Source organism: Cystobacter fuscus (assembly GCF_044360685.1).
Taxonomy (GTDB): Bacteria; Myxococcota; Myxococcia; order Myxococcales; family Myxococcaceae; genus Cystobacter; species Cystobacter fuscus_C.
The window spans coordinates 66,026-89,528 of sequence record NZ_CP043491.1 but is presented as its reverse complement, the minus strand read 5'-3'; the positions used below and the strand labels follow the sequence as shown (position 1 = coordinate 89,528).

The 23,503-nt window shown below is 70.4% G+C and carries 17 protein-coding genes; 7 read left to right on the top strand and 10 right to left on the bottom strand.

From position 1 onward, the window contains the following. Nucleotide 1: 1 nt before the first annotated feature. From F0U63_RS00395 to F0U63_RS00380, 4 genes are all read right to left on the bottom strand, one after another. Nucleotides 2-1,087 carry a hypothetical protein gene (locus tag F0U63_RS00395; protein ID WP_395842530.1) on the bottom strand — a complete coding sequence of 362 codons (1,086 nt, stop codon included), beginning with the start codon at nt 1,085-1,087 and terminating at the stop codon, nt 2-4. A gap of 188 nt (nt 1,088-1,275) precedes the next feature. Further along, nucleotides 1,276-1,878 carry an alpha/beta fold hydrolase gene (locus tag F0U63_RS00390; RefSeq protein ID WP_395842528.1) on the bottom strand — a complete coding sequence of 201 codons (603 nt, stop codon included), beginning with the start codon at nt 1,876-1,878 and terminating at the stop codon, nt 1,276-1,278. Between the two features lie 36 nt (nt 1,879-1,914). Further along, on the bottom strand, nt 1,915-2,421 hold the full coding sequence (locus F0U63_RS00385) for a hypothetical protein (protein WP_395842526.1): 507 nt from the start codon (nt 2,419-2,421) through the stop codon (nt 1,915-1,917). Nucleotides 2,422-2,427: 6 nt separating this feature from the next. Further along, a complete protein-coding gene (locus F0U63_RS00380) occupies nt 2,428-2,724 on the bottom strand; it encodes a hypothetical protein (RefSeq protein ID WP_395842524.1) in 297 nt (98 codons plus the stop codon). Between the two features lie 403 nt (nt 2,725-3,127). Between F0U63_RS00380 and F0U63_RS00375 the strand changes: the two genes are divergently transcribed. After that, nucleotides 3,128-3,454 carry a hypothetical protein gene (locus F0U63_RS00375; protein WP_395842521.1) on the top strand — a complete coding sequence of 109 codons (327 nt, stop codon included), beginning with the start codon at nt 3,128-3,130 and terminating at the stop codon, nt 3,452-3,454. 9 nt (nt 3,455-3,463) lie between these two features. On the opposite strand, the gene F0U63_RS00370 is transcribed toward F0U63_RS00375, so the two are convergent. From F0U63_RS00370 to F0U63_RS00360, 3 genes are all read right to left on the bottom strand, one after another. Continuing rightward, nucleotides 3,464-4,567, bottom strand: coding sequence for an alpha/beta hydrolase (locus F0U63_RS00370; RefSeq protein ID WP_395842519.1), 1,104 nt, complete (start codon nt 4,565-4,567; stop codon nt 3,464-3,466). Between the two features lie 210 nt (nt 4,568-4,777). Next, on the bottom strand, nt 4,778-5,938 hold the full coding sequence (locus F0U63_RS00365) for a winged helix-turn-helix domain-containing protein (RefSeq protein ID WP_395848549.1): 1,161 nt from the start codon (nt 5,936-5,938) through the stop codon (nt 4,778-4,780). 57 nt (nt 5,939-5,995) lie between these two features. After that, entirely contained in the window at nt 5,996-7,090 is a 1,095-nt protein-coding gene (locus F0U63_RS00360) for a hypothetical protein (RefSeq protein WP_395842517.1), read from the bottom strand. A gap of 261 nt (nt 7,091-7,351) precedes the next feature. Between F0U63_RS00360 and F0U63_RS00355 the strand changes: the two genes are divergently transcribed. Further along, nucleotides 7,352-10,183, top strand: a complete 2,832-nt coding sequence (locus F0U63_RS00355; RefSeq protein ID WP_395842515.1) for a kelch repeat-containing protein — start codon at nt 7,352-7,354, stop codon at nt 10,181-10,183. Nucleotides 10,184-10,208: 25 nt separating this feature from the next. Here the strand turns inward: F0U63_RS00355 and F0U63_RS00350 are convergent, their stop codons facing one another. Then, on the bottom strand, nt 10,209-12,275 hold the full coding sequence (locus F0U63_RS00350; RefSeq protein ID WP_395842514.1) for a PilZ domain-containing protein: 2,067 nt from the start codon (nt 12,273-12,275) through the stop codon (nt 10,209-10,211). 389 nt (nt 12,276-12,664) lie between these two features. Here F0U63_RS00350 and F0U63_RS00345 point away from each other — a divergent pair, with 389 nt between their 5' ends. After that, nucleotides 12,665-15,199, top strand: coding sequence for a DUF938 domain-containing protein (locus F0U63_RS00345; protein ID WP_395842511.1), 2,535 nt, complete (start codon nt 12,665-12,667; stop codon nt 15,197-15,199). Nucleotides 15,200-15,208: 9 nt separating this feature from the next. On the opposite strand, the gene F0U63_RS00340 is transcribed toward F0U63_RS00345, so the two are convergent. Then, on the bottom strand, nt 15,209-16,249 hold the full coding sequence (locus F0U63_RS00340; protein ID WP_395842508.1) for a phytoene/squalene synthase family protein: 1,041 nt from the start codon (nt 16,247-16,249) through the stop codon (nt 15,209-15,211). 456 nt (nt 16,250-16,705) lie between these two features. On the opposite strand from F0U63_RS00340, the gene F0U63_RS00335 reads away from it, so the two are divergent. Beyond that, nucleotides 16,706-16,993, top strand: coding sequence for a hypothetical protein (locus F0U63_RS00335; protein ID WP_395842506.1), 288 nt, complete (start codon nt 16,706-16,708; stop codon nt 16,991-16,993). Between the two features lie 289 nt (nt 16,994-17,282). Beyond that, on the top strand, nt 17,283-19,082 hold the full coding sequence (locus F0U63_RS00330) for a serine/threonine-protein kinase (protein WP_395842504.1): 1,800 nt from the start codon (nt 17,283-17,285) through the stop codon (nt 19,080-19,082). Nucleotides 19,083-19,104: 22 nt separating this feature from the next. Here the strand turns inward: F0U63_RS00330 and F0U63_RS00325 are convergent, their stop codons facing one another. Next, on the bottom strand, nt 19,105-20,034 hold the full coding sequence (locus F0U63_RS00325) for a hypothetical protein (RefSeq protein WP_395842502.1): 930 nt from the start codon (nt 20,032-20,034) through the stop codon (nt 19,105-19,107). Nucleotides 20,035-20,321: 287 nt separating this feature from the next. Here F0U63_RS00325 and F0U63_RS00320 point away from each other — a divergent pair, with 287 nt between their 5' ends. Together F0U63_RS00320 and F0U63_RS00315 are read left to right on the top strand one after the other, a co-directional pair. Then, nucleotides 20,322-21,491, top strand: coding sequence for an ABC transporter substrate-binding protein (locus F0U63_RS00320; RefSeq protein ID WP_395842499.1), 1,170 nt, complete (start codon nt 20,322-20,324; stop codon nt 21,489-21,491). Continuing rightward, nucleotides 21,478-23,481: an ATP-binding protein gene (locus F0U63_RS00315; protein ID WP_395842497.1), complete on the top strand. Its 2,004-nt coding sequence runs from the start codon at nt 21,478-21,480 to the stop codon at nt 23,479-23,481. Before F0U63_RS00320 ends, F0U63_RS00315 begins: the two co-directional genes overlap by 14 nt. The last annotated feature ends 22 nt before the right edge of the window (nt 23,482-23,503 follow it).

The window sequence follows — 23,503 nt, the reverse complement described above, 5'->3', positions numbered from 1 at the left end:
CTCAGGGACGCAGGGCCCGGGAGATGAAGTCCGCCCGGCCATCCGCCCCCACTCGCTTGTAGATGGCCCGCAGGTGCGTCTTCACCGTCTCCACGGAGTACTGCTTGCGTGCCCCCTTGAGCAGCCGGGTCAATTCCTCATCATCGCATCCCTCGCGCACCAAGCAGGTGGCCACCTCGATCTGCCGCCGGGTCAGGAGCGGAAGCCATTGTCTGGGCAGAAGCATGAACTCCTCCATGGTGACTTCCCAGAACCGGCCATTCTCCAAGCGCGGCAGGCGCCTGAACGTCACCTTCAATTCCTCACCCGGGCGGTAGAGCCTCCACGTGTCCCTCCCCGGGACCGGGTTGCGCTCCGTGCGCACCAGCTCCGTCAACCGCTCCACCCAGTCGCGGGGAATCCCCGAGAGATTGAGCGAGGAGCGGGAGAACCATTTCTCCAGCAGCGGGGTGACGGGCGCCGTTCGCAGCAGTTCCCGCGAGTGGTCCGTCAACACCAGGGACGCGGAGGTCTGATGCGCGAGCGCCTCCAGGAGTTGTTGGCGGGAGCCCAGCGAGGCGAACCGCAGGACATTCCGGAACGCGCTCTTCAGAAAGGGCGTGTACCACTGGAGGATGAGCCGGTGCTGCTCGGAGAAGGGTTTGGAGCGATCACTGTACAGCGCGACCGCGCCCTGGCGCTGCTGGCTCTCGGGGGAGATCAAGACCGACAGGACATGGCGCAGCCGCAGGTGCGCCTGACGGCTGCGCCGGTACGTCTCCGTGTTCTCGAGCTTCTCCCCCTGGAGCATCTCCGTGTCGCTCAGCGCCGTGTCGGGCCGTCGAGTGAGCCGCTGGAAGACGAAGTCCTGTTGGTACCACTGGTAGTAGCCCTGGAGGAAAGGGCCCGTCTCCCTGGCCTTCCAATCGAAGAACTTGGGGAGCGCTGGATCCATGAGGCACAGCGCCACATGGTCCGCCTGGAAGAGCCTCGCCAGGCCGGCCTCCGTGGACTCGTGGAGCTCCGACAAGGTCCATGAGTCGAGGAAGGCCTGCATCAACTCATAGGCGAGCAGGTGCTGCTTCTTGTTGAAGTCCGGCATGTCCATGCTGGGGCCCTCCATCGCCCGAGGCGGCCCCCAGGCCGTATCCCGGGAATGATGCGCGGGCCGCAAAGGGCAGAAAGCTCACGGTGGCGCCCTCCGTCCATCCCCCGAAAGGAGTAGGCCAATCCGAGCCGCCTCCCGAGCGAGCGGGGCGCCTCACCCGGAGGCGCCGTACTCGAGGCCTTGGAATGTCATGGGTGGAGATGCGCCGTGACCCACTCCACGATCTCGGCGGCGCGGTCTCGGGCGAACATGTGGTCTCCGCCAGCGAGCACCCGCATCCGAGCCCTGGGCAGCAGTTGCTCGAGACGGCGGCCGACCCCCACGGGGCTGATCGGATCGGCATCGCCCCAGAGGAGCAACGTCGGGATGGAGATCCGGTGGAGTTGCGTCGTGAGATCCGTCCGCTCGGACAGGATCCAGTCCGCGGCTCTTGGATATTCGACGCGATAGGCACTGCGCCAATCACTGCCACCCAGGCTCGAGACATCGATGCCGCCGGAAGTGGCCACGAGGATCAGATGGCTGATCCGCTCCGGATGGGCGAGCGCCAGCCGCACGGCGACCAATCCGCCCATGGATTGGGCCACGACCACGCTCGGCTCTTCCAGCCTGCTGGCGGCATGGGCGACAGCATCCTCCAGGCTCTGGATGACGGGCTCATGCGGCTCGTGGCCAAGGCCCGGCCAGTTCAGATAGGTCTTACGCCAACTCGCGGGCAGCAGCGCGCCGAGCGGATGCCAGAAGGACGCGGCACCGCTGGCACCGGGCAGGAACAGAAGGTGAGGAGTCATGGCACCGATGACCTTGCCACAACACGTCCGTTCGCGTCAGGCGGACCGAGGGCCAAGCTTCGCGAAGGCGCGGGCCTCGGTGAGCTGTTGGGAGCCAGGAAATATCTGGCGGGCACGCTCGGAGATGAGCGTGGCCTCCTCCGTCTTCTCCTGCTCACCGAGCGCCTCGATGAGACCCGACCAGGATTCTTCCAATATTTCCAACGCCCGCGAGGAGGCTTCACGGTAGAGCGCTTCCGCGGCCTCGGGAGAAGCGCGCACGACGCTCATGAACCGGGCCAGTCCCATGAGGGATTCAGGGGATCTGCCGGAGGCGTCGACGGCGTCATGAAGCATCCGTTCGACCTGCTCGAAGACGGCGTCCGTCCGCTCCGCGTCGTCTGGACCCCAGAGCTGGGCCCGGCTCGCCAACAGCAGGGCAGGGACGAACGTAGGACAACGGGCCCGGAGGGTGTCGAGTAGCTGTAATTGCCGGGGACTGCCCAGCTCCAGGTTCCTGGCTTCGGCGAGCAACTGCTGCAATTCGCGTGGACTGGAGTGCATGGCTCCTCAAATCTTCTCAAGAAGGCGCGAATTGTCTTTCGCGACATCTTTCAAGAGCTTCAACGCGGTCTGGATTTCCTTCTTCGAGGCCAGACTGAAGTCGTTGCGGTCGTACATCTTCTGGATTTGAAAACGGCTGAAGTCCTTGAGCTTCGCGGGGAAACCAGGAACTCTTTGCAGCCGCGCGGGAATCTCTCCCAGCTTGAGTGAAAGGTCCGCGATCTGCCTTCTCAAGGCCGTAGCGGCCGACTGCTCAATCAGCCCCGAGGACGCGGATTGCGCGATCAGGGCCTCCGCTTCCACGAACTCACCTTCCACGATGAGATGGTTGATACGAGCTTCCGCCGTGTTACGGCCAAAACCAGCGCCCCCACCTTCATCTAGATGTGCGCACGACGGTAGGACGGCCCCCAAAAGCAAAGTGGTCACAAGGAGGAAGCTTCGCTGCCTCTCAGGGAAGCAAACAATCCTTGGTAACGCGGGGCCCATGACGGGATTTTATCGAAGTTCAAACCTCGCTTCAACCCACACTGCCTCACCGGAACCTTGCTGAGCAGCAATGTCAACGATGCATCACTTCAGTGAATTGAAGACCCTTGCCCTCCGCCGCAATCACGCCACCTCCGCTCCCATCTATACCCCATTTGGGGCATGGCCGGGGCGGGACGGATTCCCTATGACGGCCGTACGGTTCAAAGGAGACAGCATGGCCGTGCAGTACGATCCGAAGATCATCGCCCAGCATGCCGAGGCGCTCTACCGCCGGGCCTCGCGCATCGTTTTCACCTCCGGCGTCATCGGATTCATCGTGGGCGCCGGGGCCCTGGGCGCCGCGTCGAACAGATCCCCGAGCAACACCGTGCTCACCCTGGTGGGCGCGCTGCTCGGCGCCCTGATGGGCATCAGCATCGGCCGGGGCCGCGCGTTCGTCTATCAACTCCAGGCACAGCAGGCGCTCTGCCAGGTGGAGATCGAATTGAACACGCGGCGCGCGGCCACCCTCACCTCCGCGCTGGCCGTGAAGAGCGATTGAGCAGGGATTTCACGGCGCGCAGCCGGGCGCGGGACCCGGGTCCGTTCCCACGATCCGCGTCGCCCACTCCTGTGCCACGGCGAACCACCGGGGCGCCTCTGGAATGAGGTTGAGCATATGCCCCTCACCGGGCAGTATCCGAGCCTCGACACACGGCACCCGTGGGCCGAGCCGGGGCGTCTCGGCGGCGAGCAACGTCTGGGCATCCGAGCAGATGCCGCTGGGAGTGGGACCGCAGAAGATCTTGTCCTCGGTGCCATTGACGAGCAGCACCGGGACGCGGATGTCCAACGGGCGCGCGATGATGGCGGACAAGGCGGAGAGCTCCGCGAGCGTGATCGTGCTCTTGGTCCGCTCGTCGAGGGCAATCACCGCGGGGTCGGCCCGGCTCGGGAGATAGAACACGGGCTCGCGCGTGCCGGGCATGGTGGTCAGGTACGCCGAATCATAGCCTCTGCCGGAGAGGATCGGATCCACCTCGGCGGGATGCAGGGACCTCTGGAATTTCTCCACACCGGCAGGCGCGGGAGTATGGCTCACGCCGCTGAGGATGACGGCATCGACATCCTGGTAGTCAGTCACCTCGTACCAGGAGGTGAAGGAGCCGTAGGAGTGGCCGACGAGCACCACCTTCTGGAAGCCGAGCGCGCCCCTGGGTCCCCACACCGTGCCCGCGCGCAGCGCCTGGACCACCTGGTGGACGACGTATGCGTTGGCCTCGATGGTGACGAGCTCGCCCGGCGGATGTGAGCTCGCTCCGCTGCCAATGCGATCCATGGCCAGGGTGGCGAAGCCCGCGTCCAGCGCCGCGTTCACGTAGGAGTAGCGCCGGGTGCCACCGGTGGGGTCCGGGAAATCCCAATACAGATGAGTATACGTGGCGCCGTGCACGAGCAGCTGCACCGTGGCGGGGGGAGGACCCCCTGGCAAGCACAGACGTGCGAACACCTGCTGATTCCTGGGCAGATCTGGCGCGAGCGCCACCGGGATCCGGTTGTTCTGGCAATTCCATCCGGCCGCGAGCGCCGGATCCCCCTGCCCAAGAAACAATCCCAGCGCCATCACAACCAGAGCCGTGTGGGTGAGCGATCGCCACGTCCACGTCGTCGTCATGTTCATACCTCCCGGGGTCAGGCGGGGATACCCTAACGCCGGGGAAAGGCTTTACACGAGGGCCCCCTCCCTCCAGGCCGCGGCAGGTGGACGAACGGGGAGGACCCAAGGCGTACGCGGGAGCTACCCGGGGGAATGTCAAAGGACTCTTCCCGACACCTCACCCTCCTCGAATTGTCTGACACCCGGGACTGTCAATCATTGTCACCGTCATCCGACCCGGGCCCGGGGCCGGCGTATCTTCCGCGCGCCGCACGCCCGGGCATGCCGCGCCAGGGCCTCGTCGAGCGCCGCGTCGTCCAGCTTCACGCCCTTCTCCCTCCACAACTTCTCCACATACAGCACGTCCTCCTTCACGCGTGCTTCCAACCTGCCCACAAGTTGTCCACGGTGCAGCAGCGGGCACACGTACCACCCCCAGCGCCGCTGCTCCCCGGGCTTGTACACCTCCCACACGTACTCGAAGCCGAAGAGCTGCTTCACCAGCCCCCGGTCCCACAGCAACGGGTCCAACGGGCCCAATATCCGCATCCGCTCGTCCGGTGCCGTCACCGGCCGGGAGCGGAAGCCCGCCGGAGCCAGGTAGCGCCGCGGTGACAAAGGCAACATCACCTCTTCCAGCACGCCCTCGCGCACCAGGGTCTCCGGCAGCGCGGAGCCTCTCACCGGGGACAGCATGGACCAGTGCGCCCCCGCCGCGCGCGACAGCAGCCCCGCCGCCTCCACGCGCTCGCCGAGCGCCCAGCGCAGGAAGCCCTCCTCCGTGGTGTACCCCGGCGCGGCCCGCGCCACCTCCGGCAGCGCCCGGCGCGGCACGTCGTAGCGCTTGCCCCCGGGCGTCCGGCCGCACACGACGATGTCACAACGCGTCCACAGCACCTCGAGCGCCATGGTGGTGGCCTTCGCCGTTCCCTTCCACCCACTCCAGTCGAGGGGATCCACCGCGCCGTGGTCGGTGAGCTCCGCGGCCGTCAGCGGGCCATGGGCCTCCAGCTCCTCCAGCACGGCGCTCAGCACGGAGGCGGGCAGCCGCTCGAGCCGCTTGACGTGGCGCCACCACGGCGCCTCCAGCGAGCGCTCGCGGTAGTGGGGAAAGGCATAGGCGGGCAGCAGGCAGCGCTCCTTCGCCCAGTGCTCGAAGGCATGGCCCGGGTAGAGGTGGCGGTACACGTCCCCCCGCGCGAGGCCGTCCACCCGCGCGAGCGCCACCAGATCCGCGTTGGTGCCGATGACGTCGAGGGGATCCAACTGGATGTGGCGCAAGTGGCGCAAGAGCGCGCGCACGCCCTCGGCCCCCGAGGGATACACGGGCGCGGCGAGGGCGAGGTGGCTGACGAGGAACGCGCGCGCCTCCTCGGCGGGCAGCGTCATGGCGGGAGGAGTCGTCTTCGGCACGGGTGGGCACGGGGCAAGGCGGACCCGCTCATCCTACCCTGGGCAACGGCTCAGCTCCTCGCCCGTCCAGCACCACGCGCCCACCGCGGCGCGCAGCTCCTTCAATCCCCCGTCACCCCGCCAGCCCGTCCGCGCGCCTCCCTCCCCGAGCCAGGACATTCCCCGGGGCAGGCGCAGCTCGAGCTGGCCGGACGAGGCCAGCACCGGCACGAGCCAGGCCTCGCCCGCGAGGCCCCGGCGGCGCGAGCACCCCATGAACGCGCAGGGAGAGCCGCGGATCCGCTGGCGCCGCTCCTCCCCGGCGCCAAACCACATCCCCACCTTCTTCACCGCGAGCTGCCGCGCGCCCGCCACCTCGTCGAACTCCAGGATGCGCAGCCAGACGTCTCCCCGGCTCCCCTCCGGCTCCTCCTGGCGCGTATAGGAGAGGAAGGCGTGCGCGGGCCGTCCCACCAGCGACGTCACGTCGAGCACCCACAGGGGAGCGGTCTCGTACCGGGGATCGTCCTGGAAGCGGTAGCGGCGGCCGTTCTTCAGCAGGAAGCCGAAGGGGCTGTCCCGCCCCACGTGCATGAGGGCCGAGGGCGCTCCCGGGGGAGGCCGGCGCCAGGCCAGCCTGCCCGAGGCCCGGAAGGCCAGGGCCTTCAACGCCATCACCTCGGCGGGCGGAAGCGCCTGGGGCGGCAGCCGCGCGTGGAGCCCGGCCAGCGGCGCCAGCTTGGAAGGCATCCGCTTCACATGGCGGGGGGCGCAGTCCAGCGGCGTCCGGCTGCACACGGCGGCCCGGCGGTTCAGGCACCTGCTCACGAGCCTGCTTCCCGGCTCGCCCCCCGTCACGGCCTCGCAGAGCGCGCGCCGCGTGGCCTCGTCCCTCGCCGGCAGCCAGCAGGACACGCCCCGGCGCCAGGGCTCGCGCAGGGAGAGCTTCACATCCGCTCCGACCGCGCAATGATCCTCCGCGTCCCCGGGTGGCTCCCCGGGCCGGGGCAGCGGCTCGATCGAGACCTCCACGTCGTGCATCGTCTGGAGCAGTTGCTGGACACGCTCGTCGGCGGAAGGGGAGTCACCCCCGCCCGGCGCACCGCCCAGTACCGCCGCGAGACACAGCACGAGGAGCATCGAGGGCATCACCCTTCTGCACGGAAATCCAAGGCAATACCCTGCTGCCTCAGTTGCTGTCCGTCCAACAAAACCCGCTCCGAAAAGGCTCACATGTGGAGCTTTCAGGACGAAGGGCCCGTCCGCACCCCTGCCTGAGTTGAGTCTTTTCTCACAGCACGAGTTTCCAATTTATCCGGGTTGTACATCTTTATGTATTGAGTGTTGTCGGCTCGAGTCGGCGCGGGTGGGCGCGACCGAGGCCGGCTGTGCCGTGCACGGGGGAGAGCCATGGACAAGAAGAGGATCGTCCGCGGGTGGGTCCGCGGGAGCCTGATGGTATTGGCGTTGGCCGGCTGCGGGCAGAAGGCCTCGAGTGGCGAGCAAGCACCCGGTGTCCAGAGCGGACCGCTCACGGGAAGCTGTGAGGTGAGGCCCCCCGTGCCCCCCGTCTTCGAGCCCGAGCTGGAGTGGGCCTGGACGGGCAGCGACGTCATGCCCTCGCACACCAACGTGATGATGGCGCCCGTGGTGGTGGACACCAACGGGGATGGCGTTCCGGACGTCGTCTTCAACTCCTACGCGGGGGAGAACTACGTCAGCGACGGCATCCTGCGCGCGGTGGATGGCGCCACGGGCGTGGAGTTGTGGGCGGTGACGGCGCAGGAGCACCGGGTGCGCGGCGCGTCGAGCATCGCGGCGGGTGACATCGACGGAGACGGGCGGGTGGAGATCTGCACCGTGGCCCAGGACAGCCGGGCCCTGCTGTGCTTCGAGCACGACGGCACCTTCAAGTTCCGCACCGCGGGGCCGGGCAACAACTGGGGGGGCCCGTCGCTGGCGGACCTCGAGGGAGACGGGCAGGTGGAGATCATCAACGGCCCCGCCGTCTTCGATCACACCGGAGCGCTCAAGTGGTTGGGCACCGATGGCGGGGGAGGCACCACCAGCGGGCCGCTCTCCTTCGCGGTGGACATCGATCAGGACGGCCAGCTCGAGGTGATCAACGACCGGGCCATCTACGAGCCCGACGGGCAACCGCGGTGCGTGAACACCGACATCGGCCATGGGCTCGCGGCGGTGGCCAACTTCGACGCCGATCCCCAGGGCGAGGTGGTGGTGGTGTGGAGCGGCTATGTGACGTTGATGGATGACCACTGCCAGTCCTTGTGGACCATGCCCATTCCGGGCGGCGGCGTGGGGGGCACGCCCAACATCGCGGACTTCGACGGGGACGGTGAGCCGGAGATCGGCGTCGCGGGCACGGATCGCTACACCGTCTTCGAGGCGGACGGCGAGGTGAAGTGGGTGAGCACCATGCGCGATCACAGCTCCAACCGCACGGGCTCGTCCACCTTCGACTTCGAGGGGGATGGGCGCTCGGAGATCATCTACGCGGACGAGGTGCGGCTGCGCATCTACGACGGCACCACCGGCGCGGTGCGCTTCGAGGTGCCCCACAGCTCCTGCACCGCCTACGAGCAGCCCATCGTCGCCGACGTGGATGGAGACCACAACGCCGAGCTGCTCGTGGCGCAGAACACCACCTGTGGCTTCGGCCCGTTCGCCGGCCTGCGCCTGTACCGGGACAGGAAGGACGGGTGGGTGAACACCCGGCGCGTCTGGAATCAGCACGCCTACTCCATCACCCACGTGAACGAGGATGGCACCCTGCCCACCCACCCGGCCACCGCCTGGTTGAGCGGCTTCAATTCCTTTCGTTCCAACAGCCAGGGCAGCCCCGGCACGTCCGCCTTCGCGGCGCCCGATGTCAGGGTTTCGGACGTCACCGCCACGTGTGACTCCACGACCTGGGCGCTGACGCTCCAGGCCCGCGTGCGCAACGCGGGCGACGCGTCGGCCTCGGCCGGACTGAGGGTGGCCTTCTACCAGGGAGATCCCGCCTCGGGCGGCCAGTTGCTGGGCGTCGCCTCGCTGCCCCAGGCCCTGCCCCCGGCGGGTGAAGCCAGTGCCACGTTGAAGCTCGCCACCGCCCCGGAACCGAGCGCCCCGCTCTGGGCCGTGGCCGATGACGACGGCACCCCGGGGACGGGCCGCGAGCTGGAGTGCGACGAGGGCAACAACGCCGCCTCCTCGGACATGGGCCTGCGCTGCGCGCCTCCCCCGGCCAGGACGTGGGTGCGCCGCGGCGCCCTGCTCCTGCCCCGGCTGAGGCACGAAGCGGTCCTCCTGGCGGATGGCCGGGTGCTGGTGGCCGGCGGCTTCAACCGCTCGGCCGAGGTGTACGAGCCCCTCGGCGCGACCTGGTCGGCCACCGGAAGCACCCTCACCTCGCACCGCGGCCACGCCATGACTCGGCTCGTCGATGGCCGGGTGCTGCTCGTGGGCGGCTCCACCCGCGCCAACGCCGAGCTGTATGTCCCGGCGCTCGGCGCGTGGGGGGCGGCGGGACTTCTCCACAAGTTGCGCTACCACCCCACCGCCACGCTCCTGCGCGATGGCCGGGTGCTCGTGGTGGGCGGCTCCACCTCCGAGGATGGCGGCGAGGTGCTGGGCTCCAGCGAGCTGTACGACCCCGCCCACGACACCTGGTCGCTCACGGGCACGCTGGGCACGGCGCGCACGCGGCACACCGCCACGCTCCTGCGCGATGGCCGGGTGCTCGTGGTGGGCGGCGTGGATGGCTCGGGCAACCCCCTGGCCTCGGCCGAGGTGTTCGACCCCGCCACGGGGAGCTTCTCGCCCGTGAGAGCCACCCAGGTGGGCCACGGCGGGCATACCGCCACCGCGCTGGCCGATGGCCGGGTGCTCGTGGTGGGCGGCCTCGGCTCCGGCGTCCCGTCCGCCGCGAGCGCCGAGCTGTACGACTCCACCACGGACACCTGGACGGCCACGGGCCCCGTGCGCACGCCCCGCCGCGCGCACACGGCCACGCTCCTGCCCGGCGGCGAGGTGCTCGTGGCGGGCGGCTACCACCCCTCCACCGGCATCCTCACCGCCGCGGAGCGGTTCGATCCCGTCAGCGGCACCTGGAGCGACACGGCCCCCATGAACGTGGACCGCTACGGCCACACCGCCACGCTGCTGGGCGATGGCACGGTGCTCGCGGTGGGAGGCGTGAGCAACCACGACTCCGCCTCCACCGAGTCCTACTCCCCCTGAGGGCCCACCCCCGGGGAGCGCTGCCTCACGCCTCGCCTCCCCGGGGCGTCGTCGCCTCGCACAGGTGCTCGATGAAGTCCGGCAGCAGCTGGGCGGAGAGGATCCAGATGCGGCCCTCGCCCAGGTCCGTGAGCTTCGCCTCGCCGAGGTAGTCCCGGTGCTCCTCCTCCACGTAGTGGATGAACACGTCCAGACCGCGCGCCCGGTACCACTCGGCGGCGCCGGCCAGGAGCGCCAGCATCGCCTGCTGGGCCTCGGGCAGCGACGCGTCCACCAGGGGGATGATGCGCAGCCCGTTGAGCACGTGGAACAGGTTGAGCCCCGCGTGCGCCGCCTCCATGACGCCCACCGCCACCGCGCGGCCGTCCTTGCGCGCCACCAGCACGTGGCGCTCGCGGCCCAGCTTCGCCCCGCTCCACTGCTGCTTGAGCCCCGCCAGGTCGAAGCGCTCGGGCACCAGATCCAACGCCTCGCGGTAGGCCACCGGGCGCGTGCGCTCGAGCCGCGCGAACAGCGCCTGCTTCTCCTCGGCCGTGGGCTCGCCCAGGCTGAAGCCCTCGGGCATCGTCCACTCGCGGCGCGCGTCCGCCTCCATCAGGTGGAAGTTGAGCACGCACGCCTGGCCCGTGTGCTGGTACCACTCGGCGAAGTCGAGCGCCGTGAAGCGCACCCAGCGCACGTTCGCCTCGCAGTACGCGAGGAACCACTTGATGTCCGGATCCGTCTGCGCCGGCTCGAAGCCGCGCAGGTAGATGTCGCGCAGGGCCTCGCGCGCCGTGCCGCGGCAGCGCTCGCCGGCGGGCAGGTGCCGCGCCAGGTGGTGCGCCATCCAGCTGCCCGAGTACGGCTTGAGCCAGGACAGGCTCGCCTCCACCGTGTCGCTCTGGGGCACGGGCCGCACCACGCGGTAGCCCAGCCGGGGCGCCCGCTCCAGGCGCTCGTGCGCCTCGCGGTACTCGGCCTTCATGCGCTCGAAGTCCGCGGGCGTCTTGCCCGACAGCCGGAAGTAGCCCGAGCGCTCGTAGAGATCCCACGTGCCCTGATCCCACTGCCCGGACACGCGCGTGTTCGGATGGCTCAGCTCCTCCACGAGCGTGCGCCAGGCCGCCGCGTCGCCGATCGGCTCCACCTTCATGCCGCAGCGGCGGCCCGCGCTGGTACCGCTGATGTTGCGCACCTCGGCCTTGACGTACACCGGCGCACGCCCCGGCAGCTCCACCTCCACCTCGGGCAGCACGAGCCCCGGGTAGAGCAGGTCCTCCCCCGGCTCGGTGGCGAAGGACAGGCCCTCGTAGCTGATGTCCATCAGCTCGCGCTGCACGCGCACCTGGGGCCAGAGCGGATGGGCGAAGCGCGCCACGCAGCCACCCCACGCCGGGGCGCGGCGCAGCCGGCGGTGGCGGTAGCGCACCACCTCGGAGGGCAGCTTCACGCTCCACAGCCCGTCCTCGTGCAGCGCCTCGTCCACCTGGAAGCGCAGCACGGAGCTGAAGCCATACACCTCCAGCAGCAAGGGGCCGGGGGGCAGCACGCCCCCACGCACCTCCCAGGCCACCCGGGCGTCGTACTTGTCGAAGAGCGCCGCGGACAGCTCCACGTCCCCGTGCTCCGAGCGCGCCATGCCCCGGCAGCGCCGCGCCGTGAGCGCCTCGAAGATGCGGCCGATGCGATCCGCGCGCACGATCCGCTCCTTCCAGATGGGGCTCGTGCGCGGCAGCTCCAGGTGCCCCTTGTCGCGCCAGCCCTCCAGCATGGAGACGATGTGGCGGCCCTGCGCGAGCTGCGGCGCCACGAAGCGCAGGCTCAGCTCCGGCAGCGCCTCGGGCGCCGGCCGATGGATCTTCATCACCTCGGCCCTCAGGGCCGTTGCCTCCCCTCCCACGCCCAACACCACGTTGGCCCGCTGCCCCGGCTTGAGCGCCGTGGGCTTCTGCAGGCACACCGTCAAATGCTCCGGGGACAGTTGCACCAACCGCCCCGCCGGAGAACGTTCACCTTCCACGGACGCCACCGCCACCAACCCCGGACCCATGCGATAGCCCAGGACGTTGTCTCGGGCACGCACGCGCTCCGCCACCTTTTTCGTCGCCATGGGGAACTCCGCCTTCGGAATTCCGCCAATGTGGACACACTCCCCGGCTTGTGCAGCCTCACCGGATGTCGCCGGGCCCTCCAATCGTCGAGCACCCGTCGCCCCCCCCGCAGGTGCTCACCCGACGACATTTGCCTCGTCCCGCGGGCGGGGCTTGCACTCCTCCCCCTTCGTGCGCAGGGCGGTCCCCTTCTGCCACCTCCCCGACATTTTCCCGCCAGCCCCGGGAGTCTCAAGAAACGGGTAAAACCCGTTCCGTTGATCGGTGGAAAGCAGTAAAACGAGCGTTCAAGGTTTCACTGGAAGGCACTCCAGTTACGCTCTCACGCGAAAAACACGGGGATGGCTTCCGCCTGGGGCGGCGGGTCCTATAGGCTTGGTTTTCTCGAATGGCTGGTTCGATGCTTCCCTCCGCGCAGGACGATGTGCGCGGCCGGCAGATGGGCAACTACGAGGTGCTCTGCCGCCTGTCCACGGGAGGCATGGCGGAAATCTTCCTCGCCTCCAGGCGTGGCCTGGCGGGGTTCCACAAGCCGGTGGTGCTCAAGAAGATCCTCCCGGACATCCAGGGCCAGGAGGAATTCGTCCAGATGTTCCTGGACGAGGCGCGCGTCACCGCGGCCTTCAACCACCCGAACATCGCGCAGGTGTTCGATCTGGACGTGGCCGGGGGCGAGCTGTTCCTGGCCATGGAGTTCGTGCCGGGGGCGACGCTCCTGGAAGTGGCGCGCGCGTGCCTGGCGGCCAAGGAGCCCATGCCCATGGGGCTGGGGCTGGCCACGGTGCGCGACACGGCGCTGGCGCTGCACTACGCGCACACCTTCACGGACGCGCTGGGCGAGCCCTCGCCCGTCATCCACCGGGACGTGGCCGAGAAGAACATCATGGTGACGTACGAGGGCGTCACCAAGCTGCTCGACTTCGGCATCGCCAAGAGCCTGATGGAGGTGAGCCGCACCCAGGTGGGCATGGTGAAGGGCACGAGCGGCTACATGTCGCCGGAGCAGATCCTCGGCCAGCCGCTGGACGCGCGCAGCGATCTGTTCAGCCTGGGCGTGGTGCTGCACGAGTGCCTCACGGGGGCGCGGCTGTTTCCGGGCAAGGCGCCCGCGGCGGTGATGAACGCGGTGCTGCGCGGCCCCATCCCCGAGCCCTCGCGCGCCAACAAGGCCGTGCCCCCGGAGCTGGACGCCATCGTGCTCAAGGCCCTCTCGCGCCAGCGCGAGGACCGGTACGCGACGACGCTGGAGTTCGCGCGCGAGCTGGAGCGCGCCGTGAGCGGCCTCATCTGGCTGCCCGAGCAGAGCGGGGCGCTCTTGCGGCGCCTCTTCGCCGAGCGGCGCGAGCAGACGCGGCAGGTGCTCGCGGGCAGCCGGACCTCCACGGGCGAGGTGAAGCTGCCACTGTCCCCGGCCGAGCCCCGGGAAGGCGCGAAGGACGCGGCGAAGGAGGGGGCCACGCCCCGCCTGCCCGTGGTCACCGCCGCCCCCGCGCAGGCCTCGCGCGGGCCCTCGTCGGCCAACACGGACATCATCCCCTATTCGCCCCTCGTGCCACCTCCGGCGGCTCCCGTCGCCGGGGGTGAGCCCCGCGCCGCCTCGCCCACGCCCCGCCCGTCCGCGCGTGCCACCGTGGATCGCTCGCGGCCCGTGCTGCCCCCACCCCCCCGGCCGCGCACGCCGGGCCGCGTGGAACCCCCTCCCGCCCCCGAGGAGAAGAAGGAGCCGGAGAAGACGGCCCTCGTCCGGCCCCGGCGCTCCACCACTTCCGAGAACCGCGCCGCCTCCCCCGCCGACAGCCGTCCCGCCTCCCCGAGGCCACGCCCTCCCGCTCCCCCGCCGACAGCCGCCCCGCCCCCCCGAGGCCTCCTCCCGCTCCCAGCCCACGCGCGCCCTGCGCATCTCCGCTCCGGACGCGGCCACGCGCGCCTCCGTCACCGCGCCGCCCTCCGCCGGGGACAGGGACGAGGACACCACCCAGCCCCATCGCCGTCCCTCCCCGCCCCCGCGTCCCGTCGACAGCCCGAGCGAGGACTCGTCGGAATACCCCACCCTCCCCTTCCAGACCCTGCCCTCCCTCCCTCCGCGCTCGAGCGCGCCGAAGACGGAGGAGGAGCTCCTGCTGTCCTCGGGCACCCACTCCATCGCGGCCGCGCGCTCCGGGCGGGGGCTCCGGGTGGCCCTGCTGGTGCTGGTGGTGCTGCTGGGGCTCGCGGCGATGCTCGTCGCCCTGCGCTGGGACGGAGGCGTGGTGTCCTCGTGGCTGCTGCCTTCCCCAGCCGTTCAGGCGGCCCCGCCCGCCGCCCCGCCGGGCCCCGCCACTCCATGAAGCGCCACGCCCCTTCCGCCGAGCGCAACCGGGAACCCCTGCTGCCCGTGCTGCGCGAGGTGCTGCCCGCCCAGGGCACCGTGCTCGAGCTGGCGAGCGGCACCGGCCAGCACGCCGTCTTCTTCGCGCGCGCCCTCCCCGGGCTCACCTGGCAGCCCACCGACCTGGACCCCACCGCGCTCGCGAGCATCGAGGCCTGGCGCCAGGAGGAGGGCCCGCCCAACCTGCGCGCCCCGCTCGCGCTGGACGTGCTGGCCGAGCCCTGGCCGGTGGAACGCGCGGACGCGCTCGTGGCCATCAACCTGGTGCACATCTCCCCGTGGGAGGCCTGCCAGGGGCTCCTCAGGGGCGCGGGACGGGTGCTCGCTCCGGGCGGGCCGCTCGTGCTCTACGGCGCGTACTTCATCGAGGGGCAGCCCCCGGCACCGAGCAACCTCGCCTTCGACGCCTCGCTGCGCGAGCGCGACCCCTCCTGGGGCGTGCGCGAGCTGGGCGCCGTCACCGCCGAGGCGCGGCGGCACGGCCTCGAGCGCGAGCGCGTCATCGAGATGCCCAGCCACAACCTCACCGTGGTGTTCCGCGCCCGGACGGGGTGAGGCCGGGGCTCAGGCGGGCAGCGGGGCGGTGAGCGCGGCGAACATGAGCTTGAGGGCCCCATCCCGGGCCACCAGCAGCTTCGTCGCCGCCACCACCCACTTCACCGTGCGCCGCGACACCTTCACCGGCCCGGGCTCGAGCACCCGGCCATTGCCGTACAGCTTGCGCAGCGTCATCACCGCGAGGAACAGCGGCCACAGGCAGAACAGGCGGATGCCGTGCTCCTCGCGGGGCAGGCCCATCACGTACTCGAAGGCCTGGCGCAGCTCCCGGTGCGCCACCGCCACCAGCCGGCCATGGGCCTCGAGCGCCGCGCCGCGGTTGCCCGGCTCCAGGAGGGCCTCGGGCGTCAGGCCGTGCTCGGCGAGCACCGTCCGGGGCAGCCAGCAGAAGCCCCGCTCCAGGTCCTCGCGCACGTCCTTGAGGATGTTGGTGAGCTGCAGCGCGTTGCCGAACGCCACCGAGCGCGGCTCGAGCATGCGCGCGCGTCCGGCGATGGCGGGCGAGTACCACTCGAAGAGCCGGGTGAGCATCTCCCCCACCGTGCCCGCCACGTAATAGCAGTACTCCAGGGTCTCCTCGAGCGAGGCGAGGCCCAGGCCCCCGCCCGAGGCGCGGCCCTTGCTGCCCATGCGCCCCATGCCCTCCGTCATCAGCCGCAGACACGTGGCCACGTGCTCGCGCACCGGCGCCGCGTGCTCCCCGAGCGCCTCCAACACCTGGCCCGTGCCCTCCACCAGCCGCACCTCGGCCGCGGGCGCCTGGGCGCGCAGCACCCGCGCGGCCTCCTGGGTGAAGCGCCGGGCGTCCTCCCGCCACCCCTCGGGCAGCGTGCTCAGGCGCGCCAGCTCCGCGAGCAGCACCGCGCTGGCCGGCCCCTGCACCTCGTCCTCCAGCGTGTCGGCGATCCGGCACAGCAGGTAGGCCACCAGCACCGCCGTATCCAGCGGCGCGGGCAGCACGGGGATGTTGAGCGCGAAGGTGCGCGACACCGCGGGCAGCACCTCGCGGCAGAAGGCGAGCGCGGAAGAATCGTTCAACATCGGCATGGTCGACGCGACGGACTCTCCCAGGTGGGCCCTGGTCTCGGAAACCTGATGCGCACGAAGAGAGGCGTCTCGGTAGGGTCGGGGGCCACGGGGGGGACTCAACTCCAAGGGAGCTCCTTCGCGTGACTCCCGGCTCGCGCCGGCACCGGGTCGTCCACCCGGGCCGACAGCCGTCCATCCATCTCCCGGGTTCGCGTCACGAGGGTCGGCATTACCCCAGCCCGCCCCCGGGTGCACGCACTCCTTGGTACACCCCTCATTCTTCCAGGAGGGAGTGTGGACCCCTGACCGCTCGCAGGCCGCCCGGCCAGGGGTAGATCGGCCCCTCTGTCTCCGCGGGCATCCCTCCATTCCGGAAATTCCTGCCGTTTCTACGGCCCCTCCGCCGAGCCAACCCCATAACCTCGCGGAATCACGGAGGCCGTTCCCGGTACGCTTCTGGCATTCCTGGGTCGCATGGCTTTCACCGAATCCGTGATCTCCGAGCAACCGGCCCAGGCCTTCACGGTCTTCGTCCCGTTCCCGCTGCAGGCGCAGATGGATCTGCTGCCGGCGGACACGCGTCACACCTTGTTGGGGGAGCTGTTCCGGCTGGCGGTCCAGGCGGCGCGGGAGCGGGAGTTCCTGCCGCGCTCGGCCCCCGTCACCCTGGAGTTCCTGCTGGCCGGCTGCGACGTGCGGCTGGAGCTGGATGCCGCGCGCGCCCGCCTCACCCTGGTGTCCCTGACCCGCACCTGGCACTGAAGCGCCGGGGGGCCTTGTCCACAGTTCGGGTTGTCCCCAGGCCCCGCTGTTTCTTCACTGGATAGAGAGTGATCTTGATCTAGAAGAGGTAACAGCAGGGGGTGTGGGCTTGTGGAAAAGTCCGTAAGCGCTCGTCATCCTTGAGCAATCCCGATCATGCTACATGTGGGGAAGTTGGCGCTTATCCCCGGCCATCCACAAGGGGGGCAAGTGCGGTGGGGTTGTCCACAGGGACTCCCGGCTCGCTCCACAGGCCGTCCACAGGGGCTGTGGGCTATGCTGCGTGCCCATGTCCGACCCTGTCCAGGGGCCCTCCTCCTCGTCTTCTCCCGTGCCATTCGATCCCCACCGGGGAGAGCGCATCGGACGCTACGAGGTCCTCTCGCAGTTGTCCGTGGGGGGCATGGCCGAGCTGTTCCTGGGCTACACGTCGGGGCCGGGGGGCTTTCGCAAGTACGCGGCCATCAAGCGCATCCTCCCGGACGCGCGCAGTGACGAGCAGTTCGAGCGGATGTTCCTGGACGAGGCGCGCATCACCGCGGCGCTCAACCATCCGAACATCGGCCAGGTGTTCGAGCTGGGGCAGGACGCGGGGGGGCTGTTCCTGGCGATGGAGTTCATCGCGGGGCAGAACCTCGATCAGGTGATCACCCTGGGCCGGCGGTTCGGGGGGACGCTGCCCCTGGGCTTCGTGCTGTCGGTCATACGCGATGTGTGCCTCGCGCTGCACTACGCGCATACCTTCACCACACCCGGGGGCAAGCCCCACCCCGTCATCCACCGGGACGTGGCGCACAAGAACGTGATGGTGACGTACGACGGGGTGGTGAAGCTCCTGGACTTCGGCATCGCCAAGGCGCGCGGCGCCCGGGCGAACACCCAGGCGGGCATGGTGAAGGGCACCACCGGGTACATGTCGCCGGAGCAGGTGCGGGGCCAGCCGCTGGATGGCCGCAGCGATCTGTTCTCCGTGGGGGTGATGCTCCACGAGCTGCTCACGGGCGAGCGGCTGTTCGCCGCCGGGTCGGAGATCCAGGAGATGCAGATGATCCTGGGGGCCTCCATCCCCGAGCCCCAGCCCCGGGGAGGGCAGGTGCCGGCGGAGATCCGCGCGGTGGCGCTCAAGGCGTTGGCGCGCGACCGGGAGCAGCGCTACGCGACGGGCCGGGACATGGCGCGGGCGCTGGAGGCCGCGGCGGGCCCCCTGCTCTTCGACGCCGAGCAACGCGCCGCCTTCATGGCCGAGCACTTCGAGAAGCAGCGCGAGGGCACGCGCCAGTTGCTGCAGACCGTGGACGAGACGCTGGATGGCACGTCGAAGGTGGCTCCAGTCGCGCCCAGGCCGGCGCCGGAGCCCATGCGCGCGCTCGAGGACGCGCGGCGTCCGGGAGTCGAGAAGCGCCCGCCCCGCTCCCCCGCGCCCCGGCACAAGACGGAGCCCGAGGTGCAGACGGATGTGGATGCCACCCCGCTGGACCGGGTGGTCACCACGGGCCGGGTGGTCACGCGGGAGTTCTCGAACGTCGCCGCCACGCCCCCGGACACGCGGGAGACGCCGGGCCCCAAGGTGGCGAAGAGTTCCCTGGGCTTGTGGGCCGGGATGCTGGTGCTGGGCGGGTTGCTGGGCCTGGGGGGCATGGAGCTCCGGCAGGCCCTCCAGGCCGAGCCAACCCCCGCTCCGGCTCCTGGCGCCGCGGAGGATCCCTCTCCCCTGCTTCCCCTCGGGCCCCCGCGTCCCCAGGCCGCCGAGCCGTCACCCGAGGCCGCGGCGGCGCCGACGAGCCCTCCGGCCACGGAGGCCGCGAAGGCGCCCGCTTCCACCACGGAGGCGGCCGGGGCCGGGGCGGCTCCCTCCGCGCGTGCGGCGAAGCAGGGGTTGCTCACGCTCGTCACCCGGCCCGAGGCCGAGGTGTTCCTCAACGGGCGCTCCCTGGGCAAGACGCCCCTGTTCAAGAAGCCCGTTCCGGTGGGACAGCTCCGGCTGCTGCTCCAGGGCCAGGACGGCAAGCGGCGCGAGCTGTTCGTGCCCGTCGAGCAGGGCAAGCCGGCGGTGCTCAACCTGACGCTGGCGGACCTGCCCGTGCGCTGAGGCGAGGCCCGCCCGCCCGGGCCTACCCTTCCGAGCTCTCCTGCGAGTTCTTCTTCCAGCCCCAACCCGTGCCGGGCGTGTTGCCGAGCGTCTCGGCGTTTTCCCGGTTCTTGTTGGCCAGATCCGTGGGGACGTCCGGGTTGCCCACGATGAGCACGCCGCCCGACTGGCTCTTGCTCTGGCTGGTGTTGATGGCGTTGGCGAGGTCCTCGGGCTTGGCGTAGTAGCTGGAGCCGTTGGAGGGATCCTTCACCAGGTAGCGGCCCTGGTTGTCCATGCCATCGATGAGCACCCAGTGCGGGCTGCCAGACACGTCGTCGGGGCTGCCGGAGATCTTCGAGTCCAGCATCACCGCCGCCTTGTCGCCGTTGCGCAGTGCCTCGTCCATGGCGCCGCGCTCCAGGCCCTTGCTGCTGTGCTTCACCTCGAGCCCCTCGGAGGTGAGCATGTCGGCCATCTCCGCCGGCGTGGTGCCATCCCCCTTGGTGAAGCGGGTCTTGAAGTCGTTGATGATGCCCTGGCCCCGCTCGCCCTCCACCTTCTCACGGCCCTCCTTGGCCCCCTTGAACATGGTGGCCACCGTCTCGCCGCAGTCGCTGTTGCCCTCCTGCTGCAGCACCGGCGCCTCGCTGTTCCACCCGCCCGCGTCCTTCTGCTCCAACGCCACCACGCTGTTCTGTGAGTTGCGCGCGTTGTTCAAATCCAGCACCGACTCCTGATGCTGTTCGATCGCCTTGTCCAGGGCCTCGATCTGCTCCTTGGGCGCGCCGTACTTGATGAGCCACTGCTTCTGGTTCTCGAGCGCCTGCTGGTAGTCGTCCTTGACCGTCTCGAGGTCCTTGGTCAGCTTGGGCGGAGGCGGAGGCGGCGTCTGGACCTCGGGCTCGGGCGTGCTGGCACTCTTGGTGACTCGTGGGAGGATGACGGAGTTCGGGGGAATCGTCAGGCTCATGGGGGACCTCCCGGGGGCGGGAAATACGCGGGTTCAGCTTCTCCCTAGTATCGCAACGTTTCGGGGATTGTTTCCAGTGGGGCTCGAAGTTTGTTCCCTCCGTGACCAGGCAAGGAGCCGAGCCGGAGTCCGGAAATGTAGGATAGGAGACGGTGACGCCGCTGACGCTGGCGGGTGAGCGTTGCGCGATGACGCCAGTTCCTGCCGGTTCCCGCCGACGCTACGCTCACCCCTCCTCGTCCTGGAGTCTTCCCGGGCGCACGCGGAAAGGGGGGAGCTGCTTGCCCATGACCACGTTCCGGTGGCGCCTCGGTGTCCTGCTCGTGCCCCTGCTGCTGCTGGGGGCGGCGCCCCCCGAGCCCGCCGCTCCCGCGCGCGCGCGCATGCGCGTGGTCTTCCTCAATGCGCTGGGGACCGGAGGGGGCTTCTCCCGCCAGTTCAGGGGCGCCATGCACGCGGCCGCCCATGACCTGGACATCGAGCTCATCGACATCGACGTGGGCCACTGGCCGGGGCAGATCCTCGAGCAGGCGCGCCAGGCGGTGAGCGGGCCCGACAAGCCCGACTACCTCATCACCTCCATCCACCGCGGCATCGGCGCCCGCGTCCTCGAGGTGGCCGAGCAGGCCCAGGTGCCGGTGTTCGTCGTCAACTCCGGGCTGGCGCTCGAGGAGCGGGCGCGCTTCGGCGGGCCGCGCGAGCACTTCGAGCGGTGGATTGGCCAGATGGTGCCGGACGACGTGGGGGCGGGTGATCGGCTGGTGCGGCTGCTGATCGACGCGGCCCGGGCGCGCGGGCGCTCTTCGGTGAAGGGGCCGGTGGAGGGGCCGGTGCGGCTCATCGCCATCGAGGGCCAGTGGGGGGACACCTCCGCGAGGCAGCGCCACCTGGGCCTGCGCCAGGCCCTGTCCGCGGAGAAGGACGTCGAGTTGCTCCAGAGCGTCACCGCCGCCTGGAGGCGGGAGGAGTCCCAGCGCAAGACGTTCCTCCTGCTGCGCCGCTACCCGGAACTCCAGGTCATCTGGGCCGCCAACGATGACCTGGCGATGGGGGCCGTGCAGGCCCTGGAGGACGCGGGCCGCCGCCCGGGCGAGGACGTGCTGGTGGGGGGCGTCGACTGGACGCCCGAGGCGCTCGAGGCCGTGCGCGGGGGCAAGCTGGTGACGAGCCTCGGGGGGCACTTCCTGGAGGGGGCCTGGTCCCTGGTGCTCCTGTACGATCACCACCAGGGGCGCGACTTCGCCTCCGAGCGGATCGACTGGCGCACGGAGTTCCTGCCCGCCACGCGTGCCAGTGCCGCGGGCTACCTGGAGGTGCTCGGCCGGCCGGATTGGGAGGCTTTCGACTTCCGGGCCTTCTCCAAGGCGGCCAACCCGCGCGTGAAGCACTACGATTTCTCCCTCCAGGCATTGTTCGCGCAGCGGCATGGCCGCATGGACACGAATGGCAACCCCTGAGTCGCACGCGCCGGTCACCTCTGGAGTCCAGGCGCGCGAGCCGGTGGCGGCCTGGGGCTCGCGCTGGCTGCGCTCGGGCAACCGGCTCGGACGACGGCTGCTGCTCTACATCCTGCTCTTCAGCATCGCCGTCAGCCTGCTGGGCACGCTGGTGCAGCTGGGCACCGACTACCACCGGGAAGTGCGGCAGCTCGAGGAGCGCTTCACGCAGATCCGCTCCAGCTACACGCAGGGCATCGCCGAGAGCCTGTGGACACTCGACGAGACGCTGCTGCGCACCCAGCTCGAGGGCATCACCACGCTGCCCGGCATCGTGCTCGTGGAGGTGGACACCGAGCTGGGCACCCACTACGTGGCCGGCGGCGGCGTGCCCCGGGAGTTCTCCCGGGAGTTCCCGCTGTACCACGGCTCGCGCCTGCTCGGGACGCTCCGGGTGGGGGCCAACCTGGCGCACACCCGCGCCGAGCTGCACAGCCGGGTGCTCGTCATCCTCGCGACCGAGGCGGGCAAGACGTTCCTCTTCGGCCTCTTCGCCTTCTTCCTCATCCAGCGCCTGGTGACGCAGCACCTGGCCACCATGGCGGCCTACACGCGCGGCCTGGACACGGAGCACCTGGAGACGCCCCTGGTGCTGCGGCGCACGGGCACGCACCGGGTGAGCCGGGACGAGCTGGACGAGGTGAGCGCCGCCATCAACGAGATGCGCGAGTCCTTGCGCAAGCAACTGGAGGAGCGCCAGCGCTCCGAGGCGGCCTCCGCCTTCCTCGCCCGGGCCGGCGGGGTGCTCGTGGAGTCGCTGGACCTGGAGAAGGTGCTGCCGCGCATCGCCTCCGTGTGCGTGGGCCCCCTGGCCGACTGGTGCGTCATCGACTTGAAGGAGGACGGGGTGCTGCGCCGGGTGGGTGGGGCGCACGTGGACGCGGCGAAGGCGCCGCTGCTGGACGAGCTCCAGCGGCGCTACCCTCCCGGCCCGGACTCGAGGGTCCCGGCGGCCGTGGCCGCGCGCACCGGCACGTGGGTGTTGGAGTCACGCGTCACCCAGGCCGCGATGCGTGCCCAGTGCGTCGACGACGCGCACGTCCAGCTCGTGTCGGAGCTGGGCCTGGGCAGCGTGCTGGCGGTGCCGCTGATGAGCCGGGGGCACGCGCTGGGCGCCATCACGCTCGCCGCGGCCCGGCCGGAGCGCTACGGGCCCGCCGAGCTCGCGCTGGCCGAGGAGCTGGCGCGGCGCGCCGCCATCGCCATCGACAACGCGCGGCTCTACCGCCAGGCGGAGCAGGCCCTGCGGCTGAGGGAGACGTTCCTCTCGGTGGCCGGGCACGAGCTGCGCACGCCCCTGTTGCCCCTCCAGTTGCGGCTGCAGAGCCTCTTGCGCCGCGGCCGGAGCGCGGCCTCCCTGGAGCCGGAGGTGCTGCTCGGGGAGATCGCCGTCGCCGAGTGGCAGACGCGGCGGCTCGGGCTGCTGGTGGACCAGTTGCTGGACGTGTCCCACCTCATCGCCGGCAACGCGCTGGTGCTGCGGCGCAAGCGCATGGACCTGTGCAAGCTGGTGGAGGGCGTGCTCGAGGGCGTGCAGCGGCAGATCTCCGACAGCGGCTCCGAGGTGGTGCGCGAGCTGTGCAGCCCGGTGGAGGGCGAGTGGGATCCGCGCCGGCTGGAGCTGGTGGTGATGGGCTTGGTGCAGAACGCGCTGAAGTTCGGCGAGGGCCGTCCCATCGACGTGCGCGTGATGGAGCGGGAGGGCTCGGTGCTCCTGGTGGTGCGCGACCGGGGCATGGGCATGTCGAAGAGCGAGCAGGAGCACATCTTCGACCGGTTCAGCCGGGGGGTGCCGGAGCAGCACTTCGGGGGGCTGGGGCTCGGCCTCTACCTCACGCGCGAGGTGGTGCGGGCCCACGGGGGCTCCATCTCCGTGGAGAGTGAGCCCGGGGAGGGCACCACGTTCACCGTGGTGCTGCCGCTGGGCGACGCCCCGGGGTCGGCCGCCTGAGGTGTGTCTGCGATTCCGGGAC